The organism is Curtobacterium sp. GD1, assembly GCF_020882855.1.
GTDB lineage: Bacteria > Actinomycetota > Actinomycetes > Actinomycetales > Microbacteriaceae > Curtobacterium.
Map to the genome: position 1 here is coordinate 19,383 of NZ_JAFEVQ010000041.1, position 8,454 is coordinate 27,836.

General features: G+C 71.1%; 6 protein-coding genes. All 6 read left to right on the forward strand.

Annotated elements, in window-relative coordinates:
- The 6 genes from lspA (at position 1) to hisD (ending at position 8,418) form a co-directional block, all read left to right on the forward strand.
- Complete coding sequence (gene lspA, locus JSX79_RS16775) at positions 1 to 663, forward strand: signal peptidase II (protein WP_229087232.1); 663 nt, start codon at positions 1 to 3, stop codon at positions 661 to 663.
- Entirely contained in the window at positions 660 to 1,583 is a 924-nt protein-coding gene (locus tag JSX79_RS16780) for an RluA family pseudouridine synthase (protein ID WP_070418659.1), read from the forward strand. Before lspA ends, JSX79_RS16780 begins: the two co-directional genes overlap by 4 nt.
- A 790-nt stretch (positions 1,584 to 2,373) precedes the next feature.
- Positions 2,374 to 5,856 carry a DNA polymerase III subunit alpha gene (dnaE, locus tag JSX79_RS16785; RefSeq protein ID WP_229087238.1) on the forward strand — a complete coding sequence of 1,161 codons (3,483 nt, stop codon included), beginning with the start codon at positions 2,374 to 2,376 and terminating at the stop codon, positions 5,854 to 5,856.
- A gap of 2 nt (positions 5,857 to 5,858) precedes the next feature.
- Entirely contained in the window at positions 5,859 to 6,209 is a 351-nt protein-coding gene (locus tag JSX79_RS16790; protein ID WP_229087233.1) for a DUF2200 domain-containing protein, read from the forward strand.
- Positions 6,206 to 7,015, forward strand: coding sequence for a phosphotransferase (locus JSX79_RS16795; RefSeq protein ID WP_229087234.1), 810 nt, complete (start codon positions 6,206 to 6,208; stop codon positions 7,013 to 7,015). Before JSX79_RS16790 ends, JSX79_RS16795 begins: the two co-directional genes overlap by 4 nt.
- A 95-nt stretch (positions 7,016 to 7,110) precedes the next feature.
- Positions 7,111 to 8,418, forward strand: coding sequence for a histidinol dehydrogenase (gene hisD, locus JSX79_RS16800; protein ID WP_229087235.1), 1,308 nt, complete (start codon positions 7,111 to 7,113; stop codon positions 8,416 to 8,418).
- Positions 8,419 to 8,454 lie beyond the last annotated feature (36 nt).

Genomic DNA, 8,454 nt, shown 5'->3' on the forward strand with positions numbered 1-8,454 from the left:
TTGTCGCGACCAGCATCACGAGCGAAGGTCAGTGTCCGCGCGATCGCGGCACTGGCCTTCGCCGCTGTCGTCGTGGTGGCGCTCGACCAGGGCGTGAAGGCGCTCGTCGTCGCCAACCTGCCGTACGGCACCGTCGTCCCGGTCCTCGGGAACGCCCTGCAGCTGCTCTACGTCCGGAACCCCGGTGCCGCGTTCTCGTTCGCGGTGAACATGACGTGGGTGTTCTCGATCGTGTCGACCGCCGTGGTCGTCGCGATCATCGTGTTCGCTCGGCGGATCCGCTCGATGTGGTGGGCACTCGTGCTGGGCATGCTCCTCGGCGGGGCGCTCGGCAACCTGCTCGACCGGCTCTTCCGTGAGCCCGGCTTCGGTCGCGGCCACGTGGTGGACTTCATCTCGACCCCGTGGATGATGCCCGCGATCTACAACATCGCCGACTCGTTCATCTGCATCAGCATGGTGGTCTTCGTCCTGCTGGTGATCCTCGGGGTGAACCTCGACGGCACCCGCGCGCTCTCCGCGAAGCAGCAGCGCGCGGTGGACGCGGCGCGTGCGCAGTCGGACGCCTCCGAGGCGGAGGAGCACCGCGCCTCCCGCCCCCTGGTCGAGGACCCGCGCGCACCGCGTGACGGGCGGGACACCCTCGGGCACGACGCGACGTGACCGAGAGCCGTTCCCTGCCGGTGCCGGACGGGCTCGCCGGTGAGCGTGTCGACGCCGCCATCGCGAAGCTCCTCGGGTTCAGCCGTTCCTTCGCTGCCGAGGTCGTCTCGGCCGGCGGCGTGACCGTCGACGGGGTGACCGTGGACAAGTCCGACCGGTTGCACGCCGACTCCTGGCTGCAGGTCGAGTGGACGCCGAAGGAAGCCCCCCGGATCATCCCGGTCGAGGTCCCCGGCATGACGGTCGTGCACGACGACGACGACATCGTCGTGGTGGACAAGCCGATCGGCGTCGCCGCACACCCCTCGCCCGGCTGGGACGGCCCCACGGTCCCCGGTGGCCTCGCCGCCGCCGGCTTCACGATCGCCACCTCCGGCGCCGCCGAACGCGCGGGCATCGTGCACCGGCTGGACGTCGGCACCTCGGGGCTGATGGTCGTGGCGAAGACCGAGCTGGCGTACACGCACCTCAAGCGCGCGTTCAAGGAGCGCACGGTCGAGAAGGTCTACCACGCGCTCGCGCAGGGCCACCCGGACCCGACCTCCGGCACGATCGACGCGCCCATCGGCCGGCACCCCTCGAGCGACTGGAAGTTCGCGGTCACGGCCGACGGCAAGCCGAGCGTGACGCACTACGAGACCCTCGAGGCGTTCCGATCCGCGACCCTGCTCGAGGTGCACCTCGAGACCGGTCGGACGCACCAGATCCGGGTGCACATGGCGGCGACCCGACACCCGCTCGTGGGCGACACGATGTACGGGGCCGACCCGGTGCTCGCCGAGGAGCTCGGGCTCACGCGGCAGTGGCTCGACGCCGTCCGGCTCGGGTTCGAGCACCCGCGTACGGGGTCGTGGGTGTCGTACTCGGCGGAGTACCCCGACGACCTGCAGCGGGCGCTGGACCGCATCCGCGCCGCGTAGGCCGCGCGCCCCGAGCGGGCACGTTCCGTCCCGCTCGGCGCGCCCAGGCGGCCGATCCCGCCCGCTCGGCGCCGCGCGCGCGGCGTGTCCCGCCCGCTCGGCGTGCGCGGCGGGCGCGGCCGGCCGAGGTCGCACGAAGTGCCGCTGTCGGCGCCGCGGAGCGGCACTTCGTGCGCTCTCGGCGGCACGCGCGCGGCGTGTTGCGCGCCCTCGGCGTCGCGACCGCCTGCCGGACGGGAGGCGCGGGTCGGCCCCGCACCGCGCCTCCCGTCCGGCGGAGCCCGCGCCCGGCCGCGCCCGCTGAGGTCGCGAAATCGGTCGCCCTCGGCGCTGCGGAGCGGCACTTCGTGCGCTCTCGACGGCACGCGCGCGGCGTGTTGCGCGCCCTCGACGTCGCGCCCCGCGCGTGGCGCGACCCCCTGCCGGGCGGGAGGCGCGGGTCGGCCCCGCACCGCGCCTCCTGTCCGGCGGAGGCCGCGCCCGGCCGCGGCCGCTGAGGTCGCGAAAAGTGTCGCTGTCGGCGCTGCGGAGCGGCACTTCGTGCGCTCTCGGCGGGACGTGCGCGGCGTGTTGCGCGCCCTCGGCGGCGCGCCCCGCGTGGCGCGGCCCCCTGACGGACGGGAGGCGCGGGTCGGCCCCGCACCGCGCCTCCCGTCCGGCGGAGGACGCGCCCGGGTTTGTCCCCGGTCGCGGTTAGGCTGTTCCCAGACCGCAGCAGCTCCCGCGAACCGGAGGTTCCGTGTCGGATTCCGACTCCTTCGTCCACCTGCACGTGCACAGTGAGTACTCGATGCTCGACGGCGCCGCCAGGCTCGGCGACCTCGTGGCCGAGACCGCTGCGCAGGGCATGCCCGCCGTGGCCGTCACCGACCACGGCAACATGTTCGGCGCGTTCGAGTTCTGGAAGGCTGCCAAGGCCGGCGGCGTCAAGCCGATCATCGGGACCGAGGCGTACATCACGCCGCGCACCCACCGGACCGACAAGACCCGTGTGCGCTGGGGCGACGGCGGCGGGGACGACGTGTCCGGCTCCGGCGCGTACACGCACATGACGATGTTCGCCGAGAACACGACGGGCATGAACAACCTGTTCCGGCTGTCGAGCAAGGCGTCGATCGAGGGGTACTACTTCAAGCCCCGCATGGACATCGAGCTGCTCGAGGAGTACCACGAGGGCATCATCGCCACGACGGGCTGCCCCTCGGGGGAGATCCAGACCCGGCTGCGGCTCGGCCAGTACGACGAAGCCGTCAAGGCCGCGGCGGACTACCGCGACATCTTCGGCAAGGAGAACTACTTCGCCGAGGTCATGGACCACGGGCTCGAGATCGAACGTCGGATCATGAGCGACCTGATCCGACTGGCGAAGGACCTCGACATCCCGCTGGTCGGCACGAACGACCTGCACTACACGCACTCGCACGACGCCAAGTCGCACGCGGCCCTGCTGTGCGTCCAGTCCGGCTCGACCCTGAACGACCCGAACCGCTTCAAGTTCGACGCCGACGAGTTCTACCTGAAGACCCCGCAGCAGATGCGGCACCTCTTCCGCGACAACCCCGAGGCCTGCGACAACACGCTGCTCATCGCCGAGCGGTGCAACGTCGAGTTCGACACCGCGGCCAACTACATGCCGAAGTTCCCCGTGCCCGAGGGGGAGACCGAGCACTCGTGGTTCGAGAAAGAGGTGGCGAAGGGCCTCGAGTACCGGTACCCCGACGGCATCACGCGCGAGGTCCAGGAACGCGCCGACTACGAGGTCGGCATCATCAACCAGATGGGCTTCCCGGGGTACTTCCTCGTCGTCGCCGACTTCATCAACTGGTCGAAGAACAACGGCATCCGCGTCGGTCCCGGCCGTGGTTCCGGTGCCGGCTCGATGGTGGCGTACGCGATGCGCATCACCGACCTCGACCCGATCCGGCACGGCCTGATCTTCGAGCGCTTCCTCAACCCGGACCGCGTCTCGATGCCCGACTTCGACGTCGACTTCGACGACCGGCGCCGCGGTGAGGCGATCAAGTACGTCACCGAGAAGTACGGGTCGGCGCGTGTCGCGCAGATCGTCACGTACGGCACGATCAAGGCGAAGCAGGCGCTCAAGGACTCCTCGCGCGTGCTGGGCTTCCCGTTCGGCATGGGCGAGAAGCTCACCAAGGCGATGCCGCCGCCCGTGATGGGCAAGGACATCCCGCTCACCGGGATCTTCGACAAGGACCACCCGCGCTACAAGGAAGCCGTGGACGTCCGCACGGTCGTCGAGACCGACCCCGAGGCGAAGACGGTGTTCGACACCGCCCTCGGGCTCGAGGGGCTGAAGCGCCAGTGGGGCGTGCACGCCGCCGGCGTCATCATGTCGAGCGATCCGCTGATCGACATCATCCCCGTGATGAAGCGCGAGCAGGACGGCCAGATCGTCACGCAGTTCGACTACCCGGCAGCGGAGTCGCTCGGCCTGATCAAGATGGACTTCCTGGGGCTCCGCAACCTCACGATCATCAGTGACGCCCTCGACAACATCAAGACGAACCGTGGGATCGAGCTCGACCTCGAGAACATGGGGCTCGAGGACCCCGAGGCGTACGCGCTCCTGCAGCGTGGTGACACCCTCGGCGTGTTCCAGCTCGACGGCGGACCGATGCGTGGGCTGCTGCGCCTGATGAAGCCCGACAACTTCGAGGACATCTCCGCGCTCATCGCCCTGTACCGTCCGGGCCCCATGGGTGCGAACTCGCACACGAACTACGCGCTCCGCAAGAACGGCGAGCAGCCGATCACGCCGATCCACCCGGAGCTCGAGGAGCCCCTGCAGGACATCATCGGCACGACCTACGGCCTGATCATCTACCAGGAGCAGGTCATGGCCATCGCGCAGAAGGTGGCCGGGTTCTCGCTCGGCCAAGCGGACATCCTCCGCCGCGCGATGGGCAAGAAGAAGAAGTCCGAGCTGGACAAGCAGTACGCCGGCTTCGAGAAGGGCATGCAGGACAACGGCTACTCGGCCGCTGCCATCAAGACCCTCTGGGACATCCTGCTGCCGTTCTCCGACTACGCGTTCAACAAGGCGCACTCGGCGGCGTACGGCGTGGTGTCGTTCTGGACCGCCTACCTCAAGGCGCACTACCCGGCCGAGTACATGGCTGCCCTGCTGACGAGCGTCGGCGACGCCCGCGACAAGCTCGCGCTGTACCTCAACGAGTGCCGCCGGATGGGCATCAAGGTCATGCCGCCGGACGTCAACGAGTCGATCGGCTTCTTCGCCGCCGTCGGTGAGGACATCCGTTTCGGCATGGGCGCGATCCGCAACGTCGGCTTCAACGTCGTCGACGACATCGTCCAGGCCCGCACCGAGAAGGGCGCGTTCGAGTCCTTCCACGACTTCCTCCGCAAGATCCCGATCTCGTCGGCGAACAAGCGGACGGTCGAGTCGCTCATCAAGGCCGGTGCGTTCGACGAGTTCGGCGATTCCCGCCGTGCACTCGTCGAGATCCACGAGGGCGCCGTCGAAGGTGCGGTGAAGGTCAAACGCGACGAGGCCCACGGCAACGTCGGGTTCGACTTCGACTCGCTCTTCGCCGAGGTCGCCGAGGAACAACCGTCGGCAGCCGTCGTGTCCCAGGTGCCCGACCGTCCGGAGTGGTCCAAGCGCGACAAGCTCGCGTTCGAACGAGACATGCTCGGCCTGTACGTCTCCGACCACCCGCTCGCCGGGCTCGAGATCGAGCTGGCCAAGCACCAGTCGATCACCATCGCCGACCTCATCGCGGCCGACGACTCGGTCGAGGGTGAGACGGTCACCGTCGCGGGGCTCCTGACGAGCGTGCAGCACCGGGTGGCGAAGTCCAGCGGCAACCCGTACGGCATCGTCGACATCGAGGACTTCGGCGGCCAGATCGGCGTGATGTTCCTGGGCAAGACCTACCAGGAGTTCGGCCCGTCGCTCGTCGCCGACTCGATCGTGGTCCTGCGCGGTCGTGTCAACGTGCGCGACGACGGCAAGGCCCTGCACGCGGTGAGCATGTTCCAGCCGAACGTCGGCGACGCCATGGGGTCCGGCCCGCTCACGCTGAGCCTGCCCGAGCGGCAGGCGACGACCACGACGGTGACCGAACTCGCCGCCGTCCTCGGTCGGCACAGCGGCGAGACCGAGGTCCGGTTGAAGCTCATCAAGGACGACGTCGCGCGCACGTTCGAGCTGCCGTTCCCGGTGAACCTGACGCCCGACCTCTTCGGCGAGCTGAAGAGCCTGCTCGGGCCGCGCTGCCTGGTCTGACGATGGCCGGGCACCGCATCTTCGGCACGCCGTTCGCCGCGGTGTACCCGCACTACCTCGCGAAGGTGGAGCGCAAGGGGCACACCAAGGCCGAGCTCGACGCGGTGATCGAGTGGCTCACGGGGTTCGACGACGCCGCGCTCGAGCAGCACCTCGCCGACGAGAGCACGTTCGAGGACTTCTTCGCGGCCGCGCACCTCCATCCGAACGCACCGCTCATCACCGGCGTGATCTGCGGCGTCCGGATCGAAGAACTCGACGACCCGCTCATGCGGCAGATCCGGTACCTGGACAAGCTCGTCGACGAGGTCGCGAAGGGCCGTCCGATGTCGAAGGTGCTCCGGACCGCGTGAACACCGTGGCGGGCGGTCCGGACGCCGGCACCCTGCGTGCATTCGGCGTGGGCGACCAGCGGCTCGAACGGCTCGCGGGCGGGCGCGGGCTGACCTGGCGCGCCGGCGACGTCGTCCTCCGACCGCACGACGGCGCAACGGTGACGGACTGGCGGGCGGGCGTCCTCGCCGAACTGGCGCACACCTCGACGTTCCGCACACCTCGACCCGTCCGGACGGTCGACGGCCCCTGGCGCGCCGGCGCATGGGAGGCGTGGGAGTGGCTCCCCGGCCGCGCCGACGAGACCCGGATCGCCGACGTCATCCGCGTCGGGAACGCCTTCCACCGAGCGATCGCACACCTCGATCGCCCCGCGTTCCTCGCCCCGTCCGCGCCGCGCCCCGAGGACCCGTGGGGCCGCGCCGACCGGATGGCCTGGGGAGAAGCACGCCTGCCGGACGAGCCCACGCTCGACCGCCTCGCCGCGGCCTTCCGGCCCGTCCGAACGCCGTCGCAGCTCGTCCACGGCGACCTGCTCGGCAACGTCCTCTTCGCCGATGCCGCCGATGCCGCCGTCCCCGCCGTCATCGACTGGCCGCCGTCCTGGCGACCCGCCGGGTTCGGTGCGGCCGTCGCCGCGATCGACGCAGTGTGCTGGCACGGCGTCCCGGTCGCGCAGCTCGACGCGCTCGGTGCCGACGTCGCGGAGTGGGACCAACTGCTCGTCCGCGCGCTCGCGTTCCGCATCGCGACGCTCCACCTGCTCGGCGCCTGGGACGCGGCAGCCGCCGCCCGACACAGCCCCGTCGTCGACGCGCTCGCCTGACGACGCGGGCCCCGGGCCCCGTCAGCGCGGGCCAGGAGGCGCGGTGCCGGTCCGCCACCGACCTCCCGTCCGCGCTCGGTAGGCTTGACCACCTGATGATGCAGCGAATCGACCTCCGTGGCGGCCTCCCCGCCCGTGCCGAACTCCTCCGACTCATGCCGCGCGCCGCCGGTGACGTCTCGCACGCGGTGGACGCCGCCCGCGAGCTCGTCGACGCCGTCCGCGAGCACGGGGCGTCGGCGCTGCACGACCAGGCCGAACGGTTCGACGGGGGAGCGCCCGAGCACGTGCGGGTCCCCGCTGCCGAGATCGCCGCGGCCGTCGCCGGCCTCACGCCCGAGCTCCGGGAAGCGCTCGACGAGGCCATCCGCCGGGTCCGGGCAGCGAGTGCGGCCCAGGTGCCCGCCGCGTCCGTGACCACCCTGGCCGACGGCGCCGAGGTGCACCAGCGCTGGCAGCCGATGCGCCGCGTGGGCCTCTACGTGCCCGGTGGCAAGGCGGTGTACCCGTCGAGCGTCGTCATGAACGTCGTCCCCGCCCAGGTCGCCGGCGTGCGGTCGATCGCGCTCGTGTCGCCCCCGCAGCGTGACCACGGGGGAGCGGTGCACCCGACGATCCTCGCGGCGGCCGGCGTGCTCGGCATCGACGAGGTCTACGCCATGGGCGGCGCCGGAGCCGTCGGTGCGCTGGCGTACGGCGTCCCGTCGATCGGCCTCGAGCCCGTCGACCTCGTCACGGGCCCCGGCAACAACTACGTCGCAGCGGCCAAGCGCCTCGTGCGCGGTGTCGTCGGCATCGACGCCGAGGCCGGCGCGACGGAGATCCTCGTGATCGCCGACGACACCGCGGACCCCGGGTACGTGGCCGCCGACCTCATCAGCCAGGCCGAGCACGACGAGCAGGCCGGCAGCGTGCTGGTGACGACGTCGGCGGCGTTCGCCGACGCGGTGGAGGCGGCCATCCCGGAACGTGCTGCGCGTGTCGGGACCGCGTCGCGCCTCCAGGTCGCCCTGGACGGACCGCAGTCCGCGATCGTGCTCGTGGACTCGCTCGCCGACGCGGCGACCGTGAGCAACGCCTACGGGCCGGAGCACCTCGAGATCCAGACCGCCGACGACGACGCGGTCCTCGCCGACATCGACGCCGCGGGCGCGGTGTTCGTCGGGCCGAGCACGCCCGTCAGCCTCGGCGACTACCTGGCCGGGTCCAACCACGTCCTGCCGACCGGCGGGCAGGCGCGCTTCGGCTCCGGGCTGTCCGCGTCGACGTTCCTCCGCCCGCAGCAGGTCATCCGCTACTCGCCCGAGGCCCTCGCCGAGGTCGCGCCGCACATCGTCGCCCTCGCGACCGAGGAGCAGCTCCCCGCGCACGGCGCCGCCGTGACGGAGCGCACGAACCGGTAGCCTGGGGTCGACATGTTCTGCCCCTTCTGCCGCCAC